The organism is Nonomuraea helvata, assembly GCF_039535785.1.
Lineage (GTDB): Bacteria > Actinomycetota > Actinomycetes > Streptosporangiales > Streptosporangiaceae > Nonomuraea > Nonomuraea helvata.
In genome coordinates, this window is record NZ_BAAAXV010000001.1 from 2019024 (window position 1) to 2037904 (window position 18881).

The 18881-nt window shown below is 70.9% G+C and carries 10 protein-coding genes; 2 read left to right on the plus strand and 8 right to left on the minus strand.

Annotated elements, in window-relative coordinates; translation table 11 throughout:
- Nucleotides 1–75: 75 nt before the first annotated feature.
- Together ABD830_RS09250 and ABD830_RS09255 are read right to left on the minus strand one after the other, a co-directional pair.
- The gene (locus tag ABD830_RS09250; RefSeq protein ID WP_344986089.1) at nt 76–3315 is read right to left on the minus strand and encodes an MGH1-like glycoside hydrolase domain-containing protein; all 3240 of its coding nucleotides are present in this window, start codon (nt 3313–3315) and stop codon (nt 76–78) included.
- A complete protein-coding gene (locus tag ABD830_RS09255) occupies nt 3312–4703 on the minus strand; it encodes a glycoside hydrolase family 43 protein (RefSeq protein WP_344986090.1) in 1392 nt (463 codons plus the stop codon). The genes ABD830_RS09250 and ABD830_RS09255 overlap by 4 nt, the downstream gene beginning before the upstream one ends.
- A gap of 322 nt (nt 4704–5025) precedes the next feature.
- On the opposite strand from ABD830_RS09255, the gene ABD830_RS09260 reads away from it, so the two are divergent.
- On the plus strand, nt 5026–5757 hold the full coding sequence (locus ABD830_RS09260; RefSeq protein ID WP_344986091.1) for a dioxygenase family protein: 732 nt from the start codon (nt 5026–5028) through the stop codon (nt 5755–5757).
- On the opposite strand, the gene ABD830_RS09265 is transcribed toward ABD830_RS09260, so the two are convergent.
- Nucleotides 5754–7706: a GTP-binding protein gene (locus ABD830_RS09265; protein WP_344986092.1), complete on the minus strand. Its 1953-nt coding sequence runs from the start codon at nt 7704–7706 to the stop codon at nt 5754–5756. The two genes, ABD830_RS09260 and ABD830_RS09265, sit on opposite strands and share 4 nt — an antisense overlap.
- Nucleotides 7707–7984: 278 nt before the next feature.
- On the opposite strand from ABD830_RS09265, the gene ABD830_RS09270 reads away from it, so the two are divergent.
- On the plus strand, nt 7985–9967 hold the full coding sequence (locus ABD830_RS09270; RefSeq protein WP_344986093.1) for an APC family permease: 1983 nt from the start codon (nt 7985–7987) through the stop codon (nt 9965–9967).
- A gap of 9 nt (nt 9968–9976) precedes the next feature.
- On the opposite strand, the gene ABD830_RS09275 is transcribed toward ABD830_RS09270, so the two are convergent.
- From ABD830_RS09275 to ABD830_RS09295, 5 genes are all read right to left on the minus strand, one after another.
- Complete coding sequence (locus ABD830_RS09275; RefSeq protein ID WP_344986094.1) at nt 9977–10324, minus strand: helix-turn-helix domain-containing protein; 348 nt, start codon at nt 10322–10324, stop codon at nt 9977–9979.
- Nucleotides 10302–10436 carry a hypothetical protein gene (locus tag ABD830_RS09280; protein ID WP_344986095.1) on the minus strand — a complete coding sequence of 45 codons (135 nt, stop codon included), beginning with the start codon at nt 10434–10436 and terminating at the stop codon, nt 10302–10304. Before ABD830_RS09280 ends, ABD830_RS09275 begins: the two co-directional genes overlap by 23 nt.
- A 56-nt stretch (nt 10437–10492) precedes the next feature.
- The gene (locus ABD830_RS09285) at nt 10493–12967 is read right to left on the minus strand and encodes a PEP/pyruvate-binding domain-containing protein (protein ID WP_344986096.1); all 2475 of its coding nucleotides are present in this window, start codon (nt 12965–12967) and stop codon (nt 10493–10495) included.
- 1 nt (nt 12968) lies between these two features.
- On the minus strand, nt 12969–13694 hold the full coding sequence (locus ABD830_RS09290; RefSeq protein ID WP_344986097.1) for a TetR/AcrR family transcriptional regulator: 726 nt from the start codon (nt 13692–13694) through the stop codon (nt 12969–12971).
- A gap of 126 nt (nt 13695–13820) precedes the next feature.
- On the minus strand, nt 13821–18773 hold the full coding sequence (locus ABD830_RS09295; protein ID WP_344986098.1) for a tetratricopeptide repeat protein: 4953 nt from the start codon (nt 18771–18773) through the stop codon (nt 13821–13823).
- Between the last annotated feature and the right edge of the window lie 108 nt (nt 18774–18881).

An 18881-nucleotide genomic window follows, 5' to 3' on the forward strand; every position in this document is an offset into this window, starting at 1 on the left:
CTAGGAGAAGAACGCCGCGGTGTCCCATCAGAGACCCGAAGGGGCGGGTCCGCGCGACCCGCCCCTTCGCATGTGTCACGTCGCGTAGGCCTTGACCTCCAGCAGGCCCACGGAGTTGCTGCCGTTACCGGTGAGCAGCACCCGCAGGCGGGTGGTGTTCGTGGCGGTGAAGGTGACGCTGTTGTAGGCGTTCTTGTTCAGCGTGTACGCCGACGCGCCCGGCACGTCCACGTACGCGCTGCCGTTCCAGTACTGCAGCTTCCACGACGCCGGCATGTCGATCCCCTCGTCGTCGTCGAAGAAGTACACCTCGGCCCGCTTCACGGACTGCGCCGAGGACCAGGTGAGGTCCACCCACTGCTGCCCGGTCTCCGGCCAGCAGCCCCAGCGCGGGTTGACGGTGTCGTTGGACGACGGCGGGTCGATCCCGTCGTTGACCGCGGCCACGCTCTCCCACGACGAGGTGTACGACGCCGACGGCGTGGCCGACAGCGCCAGGTTGGGGTTCTGGGGCGGTTGCACGCCGCCCCGGTTGTAGACCTTGACCTCGGTGAGGCCGGTCCTGGCGCCGGAGGCCGCCGTGGCCAGCACCCGCATCCGCTGCGCGATGATCGCCGAGAACTGGACGACGTTGTAGTTGGCCCGCGGCGCGGCCGGCGTCTTGGCCTGGCCGGGCACGTCCACCCAGGAGCTGCCGTTGTAGTACTGGATGGTGTAGGACGCCGGCGCCCGGTAGGTCGCGCTGGCCGGCCGGCTGTCCTTGAAGTAGAGCCGGACCTCGTTGAACGTGCGGGACGCGCCGAAGTCCAGCTCGTACCAGTCCTGCCCCGCCGTGGTGCCGCCCCAGAACGGCTCGTTGATCGGGAACCCGTCCTTCGCCCCCGCCGTGGAGCTGCCCGAGGCGGTGGTGGAAGCGCTGGCGGTGGCGTCGGCGGCGAGGTTGGTGAGGTTGTCGGTCAGGTCGACGCCCGCCTTGGCCAGCATGTCGACCATGCGGGCGCTGGACTGGACGACCTGGGAGGGCGCCTGGAGCCCGGGCACGGCCACGTGGTACGTGACGGTCCCGTTGGTGGTGACGTTGCCGGTGGCCGGATCCCACGTGAACGGCACCAGCGACGACACCGTGGCCGCCCGGCTGCCGTTGATGAAGATCGAGTAGCCCTCGGGCACGCCCGGGTAGCGCACGACGCCGTCGGACGGGTCGTCCCAGACGATGGCCAGATCGGCGTTGCGGTAGCGCAGGTTGTTGACGGTGAAGTTGGGCCAGCCGATGTTGATCGGCGAGAGCTCCACCTTGGCGTCGTTGCGCGGCCGCAGCCCGGCGACGTCCTCGATCACGGTCCAGTTGCTGCTGCCCAGGATGTTGTGGTGGATCCAGGAGCGGTACGTGATCGACGAGCCGTTCCAGTCGGCCCAGAACTCGTTGGCGTCCGGGTACTGGGTGTTGCCGTTGATGTACTGCGCCCAGGCGTTCCAGTAGAGCAGCTTCTTGTACCAGTTCGTGTCGATCCACTGGTTGGGGTAGTTCCGCAGCACCGAGGAGAGCAGGCGGAACTGCACGGTCGAGTTGATCGTGGAGAAGTTGTTGCTGCCGGTGCCCGAGGCCGCCTTGTCGGCCTGGTTGGCGGTGTAGAAGGGGAAGATCGGATACTGCGCCGGGTCGTTGAACAGGCGCAGGGCCTGCTTGTAGGTGTCCGTGTTCGGGATCGCGCCGACCGCGAACGGGTAGTAGTTGTTGATCTCCTTCCACGGCACCCATTCGTTGGTGGACTTCAGCCGGTGCTCGAACAGCTGCCGGTTCGGGTTCCACAGCACGTTGACGATGGCGTTCTGGATCTGCGTGGCCAGCGTGCGCATCTCGGTGGCCTTGGCCGTGTTGCCGATCGCCTCGTACGCCTGCGCCGCGGCCAGCGCCCCGCTGTACTGGTAGGCGGCCTCGGCGCGGTCCATGTTGCCGCTCTTCCAGTGGAACGACACGGCGTCGGCGTCGTTGCCGGTCAGGGCGCCCCAGTCGTACTCGACGAGCTTGTTGTTGTCGTGGTCGTAGTAGGCGAGCTGGCCCTTGACGTCCTGCTCGGCGTAGCGGGCCAGGTTCGCGGCGATGGCGGGCTGGCCGCCGTGGATCTGGTAGCTCTTCCAGGCCGCCTCGGCGATGTACTGGGTGTAGCTGTTCGACCAGTTCTCCGGGTCGCCCGGGTTGTCCACGAAGCGACCGTTCTTGGAGACCTGGCCGACGCTCAGCCAGTCGCCGTAGGAGTAGATCGGGTTACGCAGGTACTTGAGGTCGTCGATGTGCATGGGCTGGGTCAGCACGATCGCGTTGTTGTAGCCCAGCGCGCCCTCGACGGACGTGGGGAACTGGAACGTCTGCCCGGGGATGTCCGCGTCGAGGTGGTTGAAGCGCATCAGCCACCAGCGGTAGTAGATGTTCTTCTTGATGGCCGGCTCGGGCACGTCGATGTAGGGGACGTTGTCGGCCCACCACTTGTTGTACGCGCGCACGTGCGTGGCGAACGCGGTGGCGGGCGTGTAGCCCGCGTAGGCGTCGTAGTCGGTGCGGGAGGCGGGGATCTCGTTCGTCACGAAGCCCATGACGACCTTGACGGTGACCGTCGCGCCCGCCGCGACCGTGACGGACCTGTTGAGCCCGCCGCTGGAGACCGTGAACCCGTCACCGGTGAGCCTGGGGTAGATCGTGGTGAGGTTGTTGTAGGCGTTCACCTGGCCGGTCAGCTCGCTGCCGCTGCCGGAGGTGGCGTACGGCGAGGTGGCCCGCAGCTGCAGCGTCGTCGAGCCGGAGCCGCCGTTGGTGATGGCCAGGTTGGCCACCGCCACGTTGTTCTCGGTGATGAACTTCGTCTGGCCGATCGTGATGGAGCCGCTGGTGTGCCGGCTCTTCCAGTAGCTGGGCGCCTGCCAGCGCGAGTTCACCTGCTCGGTGAAGGTGCCGGGGGTGACCGCGACGGTGAAGGCGTCGTTGTTGCTGATGCTCTCCCAGTACGCCACCTGACCGGCGAAGCCGAGCGTGCCGGGCGTATGGGTCTTCATGAACAGCGCACGGCCGCGCGACATGAGCCACGTGCCGGCGGGGTCGTTGCCCGAGCGGGCCAGCAGCCGGTCCATCCAGAAGTCGGTGCCGGAGCTCTCGGCGTCGTAGATGGCCTGCATCATGTTGCCGGTCGTGTACGACGCCGGCGGCGCGGGGATGGCCGGGCCGTTGAACGTCGGGAAGCCGATGGTCTGGTCTGCCTGCGCCGGCGAACCGGCGATGACCAAGCCCGCCACGAGCAGCAGGGCGAGCAGGATACGCCTCATGAGAAGGCCCTCCATTCGAGCACACCGGTCGAGTAGCCGGACTTGGAGGTGATGTTCAGCCGCAGCCGGGTCGTGTTGACCGAGGTGAACGTCGTGGTGTTGAAGGTGTTGCCCGCCACGCCGCAGGACGACTGGCCGGGCACGTTGACGTAGGCGCTGCCGTTCCAGTACTGCACCTGGCACGAGGCCGGCAGGTCTATGCCGAGGTCGTCGTCGAACCAGTAGGTCTGGATCTTGGAGATGTTCTGGGCGCTGGACCAGCGGTACTCGATCCACTCGGTGCCCTGGTGGTCCCAGTTGCCGTAGGCGCCGTGACTGTGGTCGGCCGAGTTGGCCGGGGTGTAGCCGTCGTTGACCGCGGCGAGCGTCTCCCACGGCGAGACGTACGAGGTGGACGGGGTGGCGCTGGTCGCCAGGTTGCCCGGAGTGGTCGGGCCGCCGCTCGTCTTGACGACCTTCTGCATGGTGCCGTCAGCGTTGAAGTAGAGCTTGTCGATGGTCACCGAGCGACGGAAGTCGCCACCGCCCGGGGCGCTCGCGTTGTGGTAGACCATGTACCACTGGCCCTTGTACTCGATGATCGCCGGGTGGTTCGTGGTCGAGCTGACCTGGTCGAGCACGACGCCCCGGTGCGTCCACGGGCCCAGCGGGTTGCTCGCGGTGGCATAGCGGATGCAGGCGTAGCCCGGCGCCGAGCAGGCCGAGTCGTTGGCCGAGTAGGCGAGGTAGTAGACGCCGTTGCGCTTGAACATCCAGGGGGCCTCCCAGAAGTTCGACACGCCGCTCGGCGTGATCACCGAGCCCTGGGTGGAGGTCATGTTGGCGTTGAGCTTGACCGCGCGCAGGCCGTAGTAGGAGCCCCAGTACATGTAGACCTGGCCGTCGTCGTCGGTGAAGACGGTCGGGTCGATGTTGAGCGGCGAGGAGTTGGGGGTGCTGTCGCTGATCAGCGGGCCGCCCTTGGCGTCGCGGAACGGGCCCAGCGGGCTGTCGCCGACGGCCACGCCGATGTCCATCCAGCCTGCGCCGTTGCCGTTGACCGGGACGTACCAGTAGTACTTGCCGTCCGCGCCGCGCTCCACCTCGCCGGCCCAGGCGTCGGCGCCCGCCCAGGAGAAGTTCGAGATCGAGAGCTTGGCGCCCTGGTCGGTGAAGGTGGCGGCGTCGGTGGAGGTGAAGACGCGCCAGTCGCGCATGACGAAGTTGGTGCCGCCCTGCGGGGCCTCGTCGTGGCCGGTGTACAGGTAGAGGGTGTCGCCGACGACCAGCGCGGCCGGGTCGGCCGTGTAGATCGCGGTGGTGATCGGCGCGCCCGCGAACGCGGGCGTCGCATTGCCGAGGATGAGCACGAGTGCCGCGGTGAGGGCCGCTGCCCAGCGTCGTCTCATGAGTTCGCCCCTTACAATCCAGCGGTTGCCGGTGTTAGCGCTAACAGGGATCGAAGCCGTCCGCCTAAAAGGTTTTCGGGAACGTAGAACGGCTGGACGGGGCTGTCAATCGACCCTTGCGGCCATCCGTATGTACCGTGAACTGCGGATGTCCAGGATTGCCTTCGCTGATCAGCCAGGGGGCAGCTCGGTTACAGTTTCATATCGCCGAAAAGGCTTTCGATGAACTCATGAAACGTTCATCCAGCGCAAAGAGGACGTCCAGGGACCGCCTCGTACCGTGAGGTTCCGGAACATCCCACACCCCCAGAAGGACGCCGCAGTGGGACACGATCCCGAAGGCCAGCGGGTCAGCCGTCGGCGGCTGTTCGCGGGCATCAGCTCGCTCGGGCTCGGCAGCCTGCTGGCGGCCTGCTCCGGAACCGAGAACGCCGGGGGCACCGGGGGCACCGGGGGCACCGGGGGCACCGGGGGCACCGGGGGCACCGGGGGCACCGGGGGCACGGCGACCGTCACCACGTCCACGGGCGCGAGCGTGACGCCTACGGCGACCACGGCCAAAGACCTCACCGCGCTGTTCACCGCGCCGTCCACTGCGCCGTCCACTGGGGCCGGCACCTGCAGGCTGACCAGCACCACGACGCAGGGCCCCTACTACTTCGACGCCGACAAGATCCGCAGCGACATCCGCGAGGACCGGCAGGGCGTGCGGCTGCGGGTCGCCGTCAAGGTCCAGGACAGCGAGACGTGCAAGCCGCTCGGCAACGCGGTGGTGGAGATCTGGCACTGCGACGCGGCCGGGCTCTATTCGGGTGCCGAGGCGCAGTCGACGGGCGGGGGCGGCAACCCGCCCGGCGGCGGTCCCCCGAGCGGCGCCCCCACAGGCGCGCCGCCGAGCGGCGGCCCGGGCAACGGCGGCGGCGGCGGCGACATGGCGGATCTCACGCCCACCGACGACAAGCGCTACCTGCGCGGCGCCCAGGTCACCAAGGAGGACGACGGCTATCTCGGCGTCATCGTCCTCGCCGCCGACTCCGACCAGGACAGCGCCTAAACCCTGCGCACCACGTGCAGGAGGTACTCCTTCCTGTTGAGCGGGTTGTGGTCGGTGCGCGGCCGCTCCGGCACCTGGCCGCGTACGGGCTGATAGCGGTCGAAGTCGCACTCCAGCACGCCCTCGCCGCGGGTGAGCCCCGGGAGCAGCTTCTCCAGCTCGTGCACTTTCGCCGCCGGGATCTCGCCCTCGACCAGACCCGGCGCCCGGCTCAACGGGACGGCGCCCAGGCGGGCCAGCGCGGGCAGCACCGGGCCGAGCGTGTCGGCGGGCAGCTCGAGCCGGAAGCGGTGCATCGGCTCGAGCACCCTGGTCCCGGCCCGCTTCAGCGCGCTCATCAGCACCAGCGGGGTGAGGTTGCGGAAGTCGCCGGCGGTGCTGGACATGCTCTTGTCGAACACGCCGCCCGAGTGGCTCTGCCTGGCCCAGTAGCCGGAGCGGGTCAGGGTGACCACGCAGTCCTGGACCTCCCAGCCGTGCAGCCCCTGCCGGAGCGTCTCGCGTACCGTCTCCTCGATCGTCCTCATGAACGAGTACGGCAGCGAGCCCAGCTCCACCTCCAGCCGGAACTCCACTCCGCTGCCCGCCACCCCCGGCTCGACGCGCAGGCCGACGGTCGCGAGGAACGGGTTGGGGTCCTTGCCGATCAGCTCGAACGCCTCGCCACTGCCGATCGGGCGTTCCACGCAGATCGTGGTCGTCTCGCGGAAGTCGACGTCCAGGCCGAAGTCGTTCATGAGCGTGGCCTGGATGACCTCTTTCTGCACCTCGCCGTAGAGGGAGACGGAGACCTCCTGCCGCAGGTCGTCCTGGCGCAGGCCGATCAGCGGGTCCTGCTCGGCGAGCTGGGCGAGCGCGAGGTGGAGCGCGCCCTTGCCGGCGGGGTCGCGCGGGACCACGACCGTCTCCAGGGTCGGCGGCGCGAAGTGGCCCTGGGCCTCGCCCTTCCTCGGCAGGCCGATCGCGTCGCCGATCCGGACGTCGGCCAGGCCCCAGAGCCGGGCGATCCGGCCTGCGGCGGCCTCCGGCCCGCGTACCGCCGTGCCCCCGTCGAACACGCTGATCGCCGTGACCTTCCCCTCGCGTCCGCCCTCGAAGCTCAGGCGGTCGCGGGCGCGTACCGTGCCCGAGAACATCCGCACGTACGCGATCTTCTCCCCCGCGTCGCCGCGCTCGATCTTGAAGACGGTGCCGGAGGCCGGGCCGCCGGAATCGCCCTGGGCGGCGGGGAGCAGCTCTTCTATCCCGGCCATGAGCGCGTCAACGCCCGCGCCCGTGATCGCCGAGCCGAAGAACACCGGGTGCGCCAGCGCCTGGCCCGTCTGCGCCACCAGCTCGGCGCGGAGTCCGGCGTACGGAATCGGCTCGTCACCGTCCACGTACGCGGCCAGCAGCGTGTCATTCTGCTCGGCCAGCACCTCCAGGAGATTCGCCGCCCCGTTGAACGGCGTGAAGGAGGCGGCCCGCGTGCCCAGCCCGGTGGTGGCCCCCATGGCGACGGCGGCCACCGGGAGCTTCTCTGAAATTTCGCGCAATATCCCGTCATAGCGGGCACCACGGCGGTCGATCTTGTTCACGAAGACGAGCGTGGGGATGCCGAGCCGGCGCAGCGTACGCATCAGCACGCGGGTCTGGGCCTGCACGCCCTCCACGGCCGAGACGACCAGCACGGCGCCGTCGAGCACGCTCAGCACCCGCTCCACCTCGGCGATGAAGTCGGGGTGGCCGGGCGTGTCGATCAGGTTGACCGTGGTGCCGCCGACGGCGAACGAGACGACCGCCGACTTGATCGTGATGCCGCGCCGGCGCTCCAGGGCCAGCGAGTCGGTCTGGGTGCTGCCGTCGTCGACGCTGCCGATCTCGTCGATGACTCCGGCGGCGTACAGGAGCCGCTCGGTCAGGCTGGTCTTACCGGCGTCTACATGCGCCAAGATCCCCAAATTGAGCATACGCAACGAACGTCATGTCCTTGTGATAGACGGCTCTTCCTTTCTTGGGGGGACATGAGCGTTGTCAGCATTTCCTGCTCCTCGCTGTCGTCGCTGATTCGAGCTCAGCACACCAGAGGGCTTTCGGCTCGGGCAACCGGTTTACCGGCGCGCCGTCCTGGAGCCCCGGACAAAAGGGCTGGTTAGCACCCATATGGCCGAAATCGCCGCTCCAGCCGCGTGCTCCTGCGCAGGACCCCCTAGGGTGGTGTCCATTCTCGACAAGAGAGGAAGATCCGGTGAGCGGTACCGGTGGGCTTACGGTCCCGGCGGTCGTGGAGACCCCGTCCCGTCCAGCGCCTCCGTCCAGCGCCCTGGCACGCTGGCTGCTGCAGCTGCGCGTGCAGCCGACGGGCCCCGAGGCGAGCGAGGGGCACGCCGAGCCGCAGGCCTGGTGGAAGGTCATGTGCCTGACCGGCGTCGACTACTTCTCGACGCTGGCCTACCTGCCCGCGATCGCCGCGCTGGCCGCCGGGGCTCTGTCGCCGCTGGCCACGCTGCTCATCGTGGGGCTGACGCTGCTCGGCATGCTGCCGATGTACCGCAGGGTCGCGCGGGAGAGCCCGCACGGGCAGGGCTCCGTGGCGATGCTGGAGCGGCTGCTGCCGTTCTGGCGCGGCAAGCTGTTCGTGCTGGTGCTGCTGGGGTTCGTGGCCACGTCGTGGATCATCACGATCACGCTGTCGGCGGCGGACGCGTCCGTGCACGTCGTGGAGAACCCGTTCTTCCCGAGCTTCCTGCACGGGCACGAGGTCATCCTGACCGTGGTGCTGCTGCTGATCCTGGGCGGGGTGTTCCTGCTCGGCTTCAGCGAGGCGGTCGGCGTGGCGATCCCGCTCGTCGCGATCTTCCTGGTCCTGAACGCCGTCGTCGTCGCCGCCGGGCTGACGGCCGTCGTCTCGTCCCCTGACGCGCTCTCCCGGTGGACGGACGCGCTGACCAGCGGGACGGGCGGCTTCGGCGGCGTCATCGGGCCGGCCGTGCTCGCGTTCCCGCTGCTGGTGCTGGGGCTGTCGGGGTTCGAGACGGGCGTCAGCATGATGCCGCTGGTGGCCGCCAAGGGCGAGACCGCCGAGCAGCAGCTGGACTCCCGCATCGGCAACACCCGCAAGCTGCTGACCGTGGCCGCGCTCATCATGAGCGTCTACCTGATCGCGACCAGCTTCGTCACCACGGTGCTCATCCCGGCCGAAGAATTCAAGCCGGGCGGCGAGGCCAACGGCAGGGCGCTCGCCTACCTCGCGCACGAGCGGCTCGGCGAGATGTTCGGCACGGCGTACGACATCAGCACGATCCTCATCCTGTGGTTCGCCGGGGCGTCCGCGATGGCCGGCCTGATCAACATCGTGCCGCGCTACCTGCCCTCCTACGGCATGGCGCCCGACTGGGGCCGCGCGGTGCGGCCGGTGGTGCTCGTCTACACGGGCATCTGCGTGGTGCTCACCATCGCGTTCGACGCCGACGTGGACGCCCAGGCCGGCGCGTACGCCACGGGCATCCTGGCCATGATGGTCTCCGGCGCGGTCGCGGTGACGATCTCGGCCATCCGCAAGCGCCAGCGGCCGGCCGGCGTGGGCTTCTCCGTGCTCACCCTCGTGCTGCTCTACGCGCTGGTGGAGAACATCAGGGAGAAGCCGGACGGCATCGCCATCTCGGCGCTGTTCATCCTGGGCATCATCGCCATCTCGCTGATCTCGCGCGTCTCCCGCACGACCGAGCTGCGGGCCGACCGGATCGAGTTCGACGAGGCGGCCCGGCGGTTCGTCGCCGACTCGATCGAGTTCGACGGCGCACTCAACATCATCGCCAACCGCCGCCAGACCGGCGACAAGGCCGAGTACGCGGAGAAGGAGGCCGAGCAGCGCGGCATGAACCCGGTCCCCGGACGGGCCGACATCCTCTTCCTGGAGGTCGACGTCATCGACCCGTCCGACTTCAGCGACGCGCTGCAGGTGCGCGGCGTGGAGGTGGGCGGGCACCGCGTGCTGCGCGCCGAGAGTCCCGCCGCGCCCAACGCCATCGCCGCCGTCCTGCTGGCCCTGCGCGACGCCACGGGCGTCCGGCCGCACTGCTACTTCGAGTGGGCGGAGGGCTCGCCGCTGATGCACCTGTTCCGCTACCTCATCATCGGGCGCGGCGACACGGCGCCGGTCGTACGCGAGATCATCCGCAAGGTCGAGCCCGACCCCGCGAAGCGGCCGGGCATCCACGTCGGCGGCTAGCGCAAAGCCTCACGCGGCGGCGTGCGGGCGAAACTCCACCGAAGCCGACACGTCACCGTGCACTACCACGTCGATCTCCAGCGCAGCCGCCAACCGCACCGTCAGGGGGATCGTCGGCATGTGGGCCCCGCCTTCCAGCCGCGACACTTGCGGCTGGGTCATGCCCGCCCGCTCAGCCAGCTCGGACTGTGAGAGACCCAGCTCAAGCCGGCGACGATAGACGGCCACGCCGAGCACGCCGTCCGAGAAGCCGCCACCGCGCTCCTCGAAGCCCAGCACGGCGCTCAGACGGCGTTGCACCTCCGCGACGAGGGCCGGCGGCAGCTCGGCGAAGTCACGCCGCCGGGTCGGCCTCATCCTCCACATCCATCTCGCCGTCGCCGTAATCCAGCGCCAGCTTGGCGATCCTGAACCGGGCGCAGCGCGCCTCGAGCTCGCGTTCGTCCTCTGGGGTCCACCACTCGATCATGGGCATCAAGGTCACCGCAGGCCACCGGTTGAAGCGATCGACTTGGCGGAGTCTTTTCATCCCAGCAACTCGACCGTGCCCCGCTCGCCGTCCACCCTGATCCGGTCGCCGTCGTGCAGGCGCATGGTGGCGTTGCCGGTGCCGACCACGGCGGGGATGCCGAGCTCGCGAGCCACGATCGAGGCGTGCGAGAGCGGTGCGCCCATGTCGGTCACGACGGCGGCGGCGCGCGGGAACATCGGGGTCCAGCCCACGTTGGTCAGCGTGGTGACGAGGATCTCGCCCGGCTTGAGCCGGTCGCCTTCCTCAGGTCCGGAGATCACGCGGGCGATGCCCTCCACGATGCCGGGAGCGCCGGGGAAGCCCTTCACGGTGTCGCTCACGGGCACGCCGGTGCCGCGCGCGTCGTAAACGTCGGCCCGCCGGTCGGGGTCGGCGGCCCAGCGTACGGGGTCGAAGTGGCCGACGATCAGCGCGGGGTAGATCGGCAGGGCGGCGTACCGCTCGTGGGTGGCCCGCCGTACCGGCACCTTCTCCAGCGCGGACGGGTCGCCCCGCAGCAGGGCCAGCAGCTCGTCCAGGTAGAGGAAGAACACGTCGTCGCCCTGGCCCGTCAGCTCCCCCGCCCGTACGGCGAACGCCCGCAGCACCCAGAACGCCCGCATGTTCTCCGAGCGCGTGTCCTCGCGGTCGCGCACGACCGCGTTCCAGCGCTGGACCCTGGCGCGCATCCTGGCCAGCTGGCGCGGATAGCGCTCGGCGAAGCGCGCCCACGCCGCGTCGCGCGCCTGCTGCTGCCGGGCGAGCAGCGCCTCGGTGTCGGCCCGCAGGTCGCGCAGGCCCGCGAGCTGGGCGTCGATCCATTCGGGGTCCTCGCCGGGCCGCGGGATCGACACCTCGAACTCGTGGGGGCCGCGATGCCCGTACGTGCGGGCGAACTCCTCCCTGGTGATCTCCCCGCGGGCCAGCTTGGACAGACCCATCACCGGGCCCAGGCTGGCCAGCTCGCCGCCGGAGTTCACGCCGGTCAGCATGGCCTCGGCGTCGACCTCGCCCATCATCTTGCGCAGCCTGTCGCGGGTCCAGACGAGGGTGGCGCCGCCCTGGCGGCCGGCGGCCTCGAGCATGCGGCAGGAGGTGACCAGGTGCGGCCTGATCTCGCGTTCCCACAGGTCGGCCAGTTCGGGGCCGGAACCGGTGGCGGCGATCGTGGCGCGCAGCTCCTCGCACCGCCGCTGCGAGGTGGCCAGGAACGCGCGCATGCCCTTGAGGTTGCGGCGCACGCGGCGCTGGATGTCTATCGCCAGGGGAATGACCCGTTTGATGATCTCCCAGCGCGGCAACGGCACCTGCGGCACGTCCAGCCCCGGCGGCAGCTTGCCGAAGACCTGCTCGACCGCGCTCAGCCTGCCGCGCATGCCCAGGGCGGCGGCGATGGAGTGGACGACGCTCAGGTTCATGTAGAAGCGGCCGCCGATGTTGCCGACCAGGTCGAAGCCGGGCAGGGCCGAGGCCGACATCGCCTCCCTGATGAACAGGCGCACGAGCGACCACGTCAGCGGCGTCATCACGTCGGGGATGGCCTCGCCCAGATTGCCGCCGGTCCACAGGTAGTCGCCCTTGAGGCTGTCGTTCCACTCCTCGACCTGCGGCTTGAGACCGGTGATCGGGCGCGCCTGCACGATCGCGAACGCGCCGCCGCTCCGGGCCCACTCGACGTCCATCGGAGTCCCGTACAGCTCCTGGATCCGCGCACCGATCGCGGCCAGCTCCACCGCCTGCCGCTTGTCCAGCACGGGCCTGCCGCGCAGCTCCTCCGGCACAGGCTCCTCGCGGGTGCCGTCAGAAGTGCGGACGGTCATCACCGTCTTGTCGCCGACCTGCGACTGAATGACCGCGCCGCCCGACACCACGACCGTGTCCGGGGTGACCTGACCGCCGACGACCGCCTCACCGAGCCCCCAGGAAGCGTTGATCACGCTCTCGTCACGGGCACCGGTGACCGGGTTCGCGGTGAACAGGACACCGGCCGCCTCCGCGTCCACCAGCTCCTGGACCACCACCGCCAGCGCCACCTCATCATGGGGGACGCCGTTCTGCTCGCGGTAGGCGATGGCGCGCGGGTTCCACAGCGAGGCCCAGCAGCGCTTGACCGCATCCAGCAGCCCCTCGCCCCTGATGTTGAGATAGGTGTCCTGCTGACCGGCGAACGACATGTCCGGCAGGTCCTCGGCGGTGGCCGACGAACGCACGGCCACCGGCACGTCATCGCCGAGCGCCCCGTACGCCCGGCGGATCTCCGCGGCGATCTCGGCAGGCATCTCATGCTCGGCGAACAGCCTCCGCGCGTCCTGCGCGTGCGCGATCTCGTCACCGAACGCCGACACGAACGCCCGGTAGGCCTCCGTCGTGATGTGGAACCCCCCGGGAACGGGCAGCCCCGCCCTGGTCAGCCTGGCCAGCGAGGCGCCCTTGCCCCCCACGGTCGCAAGATCGGCCGCCGCGTCGTCGAGGGGGAGTACGGCCTTCACGTCACACGCTCCTTGAACCTGTGGAACCGCCCATGGAGGCCGCCAGCTTCCGCTGGGCGACCTCCTCCGCGGCGTCGAGGAAGTCGAGGGTGGCCCGGGCGACGGCGCTCGCGTCGTCGCCGGACAGGGGGCGGCCCGTGCTCATGGTCCGCTCGATGGTGTCCGCGATCATGTCCGCGATCCGGTCGTCGGACGGCCTGGGCTCGTCGGGCCGCCCGTCCGGCACGAACAGGAACCCGTACAGGACGGCGTTGGCCACCAGGATGTGGTCCCCCACCTCCGCGCGCACCGCGCCCCGCTTGACCAGCTCCGCCACGTACGCGTCCAGGGGGCCGCCCATCTCCGGCGGCCTGCCGGCCTGCTGCTTCTGGCGGGCGAACTTGCCGAGCACCTCGGAGTCGCCCCGCATGAACGCGCTGAGCAGCGGCCGGCCGAGCAGGGCGCGGGCGAACTCGCCGTACAGCTCGCTCAGCGTGGCAGGGGCGCGGCCGCGGACGTCGGCCAGCATGCGCACCCGCTCGCGGCGGAGCAACGCGGCGAACAGGTCGTCGCGCGTCTTCCAGTGCAGGTAGATGGTGCCCTTGGCGACACCTGCCCGCTTGGACACGTCGTCGATCGTGGTCCTGTCGTAGCCCTGGCGCAGGACCAGTTCGGCGGCGGCGTCGAGGATGCGGTGCGCCCGCTCCAGCTGTCGCGCCGGATCCTGTGGCGGCCGTCCTCTGGCCATCCCGTCTCCCCTCATTTGTTTGACTAGATGATGTTAGTTGGTCATTTAATTAAGGACAAGTTCACGAAAGAAAGGGGTGCCGCGCCCCTGCATGGAGCGCGGCACCCCTTCAGGGGCCGTACGGGCTCAGCCGAGCTTGGCCAGCAGCGACTCCGCCGATGTCGCGAACGACGGGTCGCCCGTGGAGACGGCGGTCGTCAGCAGCTGCCGGGCCAGCTCCAGATCGCCCCGCTCGTACCGGATCTCGCCCAGCCGGCAGGCGGCCTCGGCCACCAGGTCGGCCTGCTCGGTCAGCCCCAGCGTCAGCTCGTAGTACCGCAGGGCCCCGTCGCGGTCGCCGAGCCAGTAGCACAGCTCGCCGAGGTGCGCCGCGGCCAGCCCCGACTCCTCGTCCCCCGCGTCGATGACCCGCTGGTACCAGGTGAGCGCCTCAGGGAAGTCGCGGTTCCGCTTGGCCAGCGCGCCCAGGTACATCGCGGCGAGCGCGCTGATGTGCCCCTCGCCCTCCTGGACGCCCTTCAGGTACCACTCCCGGGCCGTCTCCTCGTCCGACTCGTGGTACGTCTGCCCGAGCGCGATCATGGCCCGGGCGGCGAGGTCGGCGTCGCCCGCGTCGAGCACCCGCAGGTACGCCTCCCGCCCCTCGTCCACCATCCCGACCTTGACCAGCGTCTGCGCCAGCGTGGACAGCGCGATGGGCTCACCGTCGGCGGCCGCCTCCCGGAGCGTGTCGAGGGACGCCTCCGTGTCGCCGCGGTTGTCCTGCAGCATGCCGAGCAGGCTCCCGAACACCCCCCGGACGGGGCTGTCGGCGTCGGCCGCCGCCCGCTGCGCCACATCGAAGAACGCGTCATCGTCCCCCTCGTCGTCGAGCAGCTCCAGCAGCCTGCCGCCGGCCACGAACCGTACGTCCGGCTCGTCGTGCCCGCTGAGCCGCTCGTAGATCGCCCGCGCCTCGGCCGTCTCGCCCAGTGCGGCCAGCCGGTCGGCGATGTCCACCTCGGTGAACGGCCCCCGCCCCGTCAGCTCGTGGTACGCCCGCACAGCCGCCGGGTCCTCGCACCGCCCGGCCAGCTCGCGTGCCACGCCGCCGGCCTCGTCGCCCATCAGCTGGAGCACCTGCACGGCCAGGGCGTGCTCGCCCCGGCCGGCGGCCTGGTGGGCGAGCACGCGGAGGTTGTCCGTCGCGACCTCGGATCCGGCGCCCGCGGCGGCGGCGAACGCCCGCGCCGCGCCGAGCTGGTCGCCCTCCTCGTGCAGCCAGATGCCGAGCTGGATTCCGGCCCTCTCCACGGCGTCCGGCACGCCGGAGTCGATGGCCAGCCGCACCTCGCGCTCGGCCCCGGCCGCGTCGCCCAGCTCGCGCATGACCTTGGCCAGGTCCACCCGGATGCCCGGCTCGGTCTCGGGGAAGCCGGTGTCCACGCCCCGCCCGAACATGAGGGCGGCGTTCTCCAGGTCGCCCCGGGCCTTGTACGCGTCACCCCACGCCCAGTAGCCCATGGACACGGTCTCGGGGTCGCCGCTCCCGACGGCCCGCTCGGCCGCCTCCGCCACGGCGTCGTGGTCCTGCTCGACGAGCAGGCGGGCGAGCAGGTGGCGCAGGCTCTCGAGGTCGCCGGCCGTCGCCCCGGCAGTCAAGGCCTCGCGTACGCCCGCGCTGTCGCCCTGCGTGTCGAGCAGGTCCGCCAGCACGACGGCGGTGGCGGGCATCGCGGCACGCGCCGCCTCGATCGCCCCGTCGGGGTCGCCGCGGCGGTGGCGGACGATGGCGATGTTGCGCCAGGCGCTCGCGGCCGTCTCCGGGTGTCCGGTGGCGGGGAGGGTGGCCAGCTCGGCCTGGCAGTGGTCGTCGCGCTGCGCGTGGATCACGCCGAGGTCCAGCGCCGCCTCCGCGGCCAGGCCGGGCTCGCCCAGCTCGATGACCACCCGGCAGAGCGCCGCGGCCGCGCGGTGGTCGTCCAGCCCGCGGGCCCGCTCAAGGGTCTCGGCGAGGGGCTCCCGCCGGGCCTCCGGGTCCACGGCGGCCACAAGGCGGCGTACGGCGCGGGCGTCGTCGTCGTTGAGCGCGAGCAGCACCTGCGCCATCAGCTCCGACCCGGCGAACTCGGTCAGCGCCGCGACCGCGCCCTCCCGGTCCCCGTCGTCGGCCAGCACCCATCCGCGCTCCTTGGCCGAGGCCGTCCCGAGCCGGACCCGGGCGACGGCCGTGAGCCACTCGTCGTCGTCCAGGGCGACGACCCGCTCGTGAGCGGAGCGGGCGTACTCGTCGTCCCCCGCCTCCGCCAGCAGCCTGGCCGCCGTGACCAGCGTGCCGGACGCGGACGCCGGGTCGGCGGCCACGGCCCGTTCGAACGCCTCGCGCGCCCCCGCCACGTCGCCGGTCCTGGCGAGCAGCTCGCCGAGCAGCTGCGCCTCCCACGCGTCCTCGGATCCCCGAGTCAGGAGGGAGAGCGCGCCCGTCAGGTCGCCGTGGTCACGCAGCACGCAGACGAGCTGGAGCCGCCCTGCCTCGCCGAACTCCCCGGCCAGCAGCTCCCCCGCCTCCTCGGCCGCCCCGCGCGCCACGAGCACCTCGGCGAGCCGCACGGTCGCGTCCTCCCTGCGCCTGCCGTCGAGCTGTTCGAGCGCCGCCCGGTAGGCCGCGGCCGCCTCGTCCAGCCGGCCGAGCTGCTGCCGCACCCGCCCGATGTCCCACTGCGTCATGGCGGCCAGGCGCTCGTTGTCGCCGTCCGCGACCTGTTCCCACGCCTCCAGCGCCCCGTGCTTGTCGCCCGCCTCGTTACGCAGCGCCCCGAGGTAGCACCCCGCCTCCTGCCGGTACCCGGGGTGCCCGGCGGCGAGCACCAGCGAGAGCGCCCCGTCCGCGGCGGCGATCTCGCCCCGCCGCTGCCAGGCGTGCCCGCTCTCCATGGCGAGCATGCTCGCCAGGAAGGCACTGCCCTCGTCGCCGATCTCCTCGAACGCCGCCGCCGCGTCCTCGAAGTCGCGGTCGAGCAGGGAACGGGCGAAGCGCCCCATCGCCTCGGGCTCCCCCGCGGCCCGCTCGAAGGCCGCCCGCGCGGCGGCGAGGTCGTCGAGCCTGACCCGGTTCAGCCCGAGCAGCCAGGCGCTGCGCGCGCGGTCGTTCTCGGAGGTCTCCTCCTCGACGCGCCTCTCATGCATCCGGCAGACGGCCAGCAGGTCGCCCTGCCGCTCGTACACCGTCAGCAGCGCGCCGGCCGCCTCGTTCCGCAGCCCGCGGTTGCCGCTCTCCAAGGCCGTCGTGTACGCGGCCCGCGCCTCGGCCAGGTCGTGCTCCTCGACGAGCCCGCCCAGCGCGTACCCCACCCACGGTGCCAGCACCGGATGGCCCTCCGCCCTGGCCCGGCGCAGCAGCGCGACCGCCTCGTCCTCGTCGGACAGCACCTCTTTGCAGATCACGGCCGTGTACGACAGCGCCAGCGGGTCCCCGGCGTCGGCCGCCGTGTGGAACAGCTTGGCCGCCTCCGACAGGTCGTACCCGATCGAGGCCAGCACCTGCGCGAACACGGCGGTGCCGATCGCGGCGACGGCCGGGTCCGGGTGCTCCGTGGTCGCGTGATAGCGGGACAGCCCCTCCTCCCGGCCCAGCCGCTGGTGGTCGAGGATCGCCTGCAGCACGGGATGCGGCCGCTCGCCTGACTCGCGCAACAGGTGCAGCAGCAAGGCCGTGCTGAAGCCCTGGAGCGTGTCGTCCTCTTCGGCCACGTACGCCAGCAGTTCGTCGGCCTGCTCCCGGTCGCCCGCGCCGATCTCCAGCTGGGCCAGCGTCACCATGGCCCTGAGCGAATGCGTCGGCGCGCCGGAGTCGGCGGCCTTGCGCAGCAGCCGCCTGGCCTCGGCCAGCTCGCCGGCCTGCAGGCGGGCCAGCCCCTCGTCGGTGTCCTGGAGCGCCTGCTCCTCGACGGGGTCGGCCAGCGGCTGCTGCCTGGCGGCGTGCTCCAGCAGGAGCCCCGCCTTGAAGGCGGTGTCGGGATCATCGTGCCCGAACGCGAACCGCGCCAGCTCCATGGCCTCCTCGTAGGCCTCCGGATGCTGGTCCAGCAGCATTCCGAGCAGCGTGACGCAGATCGGGCCCCACTCGCTCTCCCCCGCCTCCAGCACGGCACGCAACGCGGCCAGCGCCTCGGGCGGCTCTCCCGCCTCGGTGTGCATCTGGGCCAGGCACGCCTGGGCCTGCACGACGTACTCGCGGTGACCGCTGGCGATCACCCGGCGGAAGATGGCCTTCGTCTCCTCCTCGTCGCCGAGCGACGCGGTCACCTTGGCCAGCTCGATCAGCGACGGCAGCCGGATGTCCGGCCTGGGGTCCTCGGCGGCCACGCGGTAGGCGGCCGCGGACTCGGCGTACTCGCCGAGGTCCACCAGCACCGCGGCGAGCAGCTTGTGCGCCATGGCCAGGTGGTCGGAGTGCCCGACGGCGATGGCGTGCTCGCACACCTGCCTGGCCTGCTCGAAATCCTCCTCCTCCGCGTAGATCTGGTACAGCCGGAACGCCGACAGCGACACCACGTCCGGGTCGCCGCACGTCAGCAGCGCCCGGTAGTCGTCCTCGTCCTCCGCCTCCTCGTAGAGGTCGCGGGCCGAGGCCGGATCCTGGTGGAACTCGGGCAGCTCCAGCCGGTCGGCCAGCTCGGCCACGGCGGCGCTGTCGCACCTGCGCGCCCGCTCCAGCGCCGCCTGCGCGCCCTCCACGTCGCCCAGCTGCGTGAGCACCAGCACCAGCGCCGTGTCCGCGAGCGCGGCCACCTCGAAGTCGGCGCCGTCCGACGCGATCGTCAGCACCCGGTGCGCCGCGGCCCACTCCTTGGCCACGACCAGCATCATCCCCATGGCGATGGCCGAGCGCTGCCCGAACACCGGGTCGCCCGACTGGATCACCGATCTGTGCGCCGCCTCGGCGCCGTCCAGGTCCCCCTGCTCCTGCAGCAGCCCGGCCAGCAGGTGAGACGCTTCCGGATCCCCCGTGGCCGCGATCTGCCTGAACAGCGCGGCGGCCGCATCGAGATCTCCCGTTTTCCAGTAGCTCATGGCCGCGTCGAGCTGTTCTGACGCCATCGCTCACTCCAAAGTCAGCCAACAATGTGAAAAAGCTACACATCAGCCACTTCCGTTACAGGCACATTGGGGGATCTCGGGGCTACGGCCTGCCCTGCATGGAGGCGG